Origin of the sequence: Falcatimonas sp. MSJ-15 (assembly GCF_018918265.1) — a bacterium.
In the GTDB taxonomy this organism is placed as follows: Bacteria; Bacillota; Clostridia; order Lachnospirales; family Lachnospiraceae; genus Falcatimonas.
The window spans coordinates 1-1852 of the sequence record NZ_JAHLQC010000052.1 but is presented as its reverse complement, the minus strand read 5'-3'; the positions used below and the strand labels follow the sequence as shown (position 1 = coordinate 1852).

The following is a 1852-nucleotide window of genomic DNA, read 5'->3' as shown; positions in this document are numbered from 1 at the left end:
TTTTTGTGTTTGCGCGCCATGGGCGCGCTCTAACGGGTGCAAGTCCCAAACATGCCCAGATAGTGGGAAGTGTACAGCCGAACAGCAAGGGTGTCTATCGCAAGGTAGAATCTGAAGGAAGCTGTAAGCAAATCTCTGGTCCGACGAACAGAAATCACATATAAGGCTAGGCTACGAGAGATAAGTTGGCACGAAGCAACGAAGTCTAATAACTATCACCTTTGTAGTAGCAGAGTAAATGTGGCGGATATATGGAGAGAAAGAGCGTGCACCTTAAGCGTGGAGGTCTCACAGAGGTTCCATCAGCCTAGTAACAACGAACTGTGAGAAGTCAGCCGAGCCAATAGTAGTGAAGAAGTCTCTGTAATGGAGATGGAGCAAAGGGGCGAACAATCAATAAGTTTGAGTATGTCTCGAATTGCAGAAATGGCAACATCTGCCGTAACTAATCGGGAAAAGGTGGTCAAATCAAGCGAGACGGAAAGGAAAGAACGCATGGACACAAGTAGTCTAATGAAGCAGATACTATCCAGCGATAATCTCAACAGAGCATATCTGCAAGTCGTACGAAATAAAGGTGCCGAGGGAGTGGACGGAATGAAGTACACAGAACTCAAAGAATACCTTGCAAAGAACGGCGAAATCATCAAGGAACAGTTGAGGATGAGAAAATATAAACCTCAGCCAGTACGAAGAGTGGAGATACCAAAGCCTGATGGCGGTGTCAGAAACCTAGGAGTACCAACAGTAACAGACAGATTCATACAACAAGCCATTGCACAGGTTTTAACACCAATCTATGAGGAACAGTTCCATGACCATAGTTATGGATTCAGACCTAACAGATGTGCGCAGCAAGCAATCCTGACAGCACTTGATATGATGAATGATGGTGATGATTGGATTGTAGATATCGACTTGGAAAAGTTCTTTGACACAGTAAACCATGATAAGCTCATGACTATCATAGGTAGAACTATCAAAGATGGAGATGTCATCTCTATTGTTAGAAAATACCTTGTCAGCGGAATCATGATTGATGATGAATATGAGGATTCCATTGTGGGGACACCACAAGGAGGAAATCTCTCGCCATTATTGGCAAACATTATGCTGAATGAACTTGATAAGGAAATGGAAAAACGGGGGCTTAACTTTGTACGATATGCGGATGACTGTATTATTATGGTCGGAAGCGAAATGTCTGCTAACAGAGTCATGAGAAATATTTCACGATTCATTGAAGAGAAGCTAGGGCTCAAAGTCAACATGACCAAGAGTAAGGTAGATAGACCACAAGGACTTAAATACCTTGGATTTGGTTTCTACTTTGATTCAAGAGCACATCAGTTTAAGGCAAAACCACACGTAAAATCAGTAGCGAAGTTTAAGAAAAGAATGAAAGAACTCACCTGTCGTAGCTGGGGCGTTAGCAACAGCTATAAGGTGGAGAAACTCAATCAGCTTATAAGAGGGTGGATTAACTACTTTAAGATAGGAAGTATGAAAACCCTCTGCAAAGAACTAGATGCAAGAATTCGTTATAGGTTGCGTATGTGTATCTGGAAGCAATGGAAAACTCCGCAAAATCGAATAAAGAATTTGATGAAACTTGGAGTTGATAAGGATATAGCTTGGATTACGGCATATACAGGTAGTCGAATCGCTTATGTGTGTCAGCGAAGAGTTATGAATTTTGCAATAAACAAAGAAAGACTAACCCAATTTGGATTAGTCTCAATGATAGATTACTACACCGAAAGGTGTGTTACTTGTTAAGTTGATTGAACCGCCGTATACGGAACCGTACGTACGGTGGTGTGAGAGGTCGGGAAAATTTATTTAATTTTCC

At 41.8% G+C, this 1852-nt stretch carries 1 protein-coding gene; it reads left to right on the top strand.

Features of this window, described 5'->3' with window-relative positions:
* Positions 1-366 precede the first annotated feature (366 nt).
* On the top strand, positions 367-1779 hold the full coding sequence (gene ltrA, locus KQI85_RS16265; protein WP_371820697.1) for a group II intron reverse transcriptase/maturase: 1413 nt from the start codon (positions 367-369) through the stop codon (positions 1777-1779).
* Positions 1780-1852: the final 73 nt, after the last annotated feature.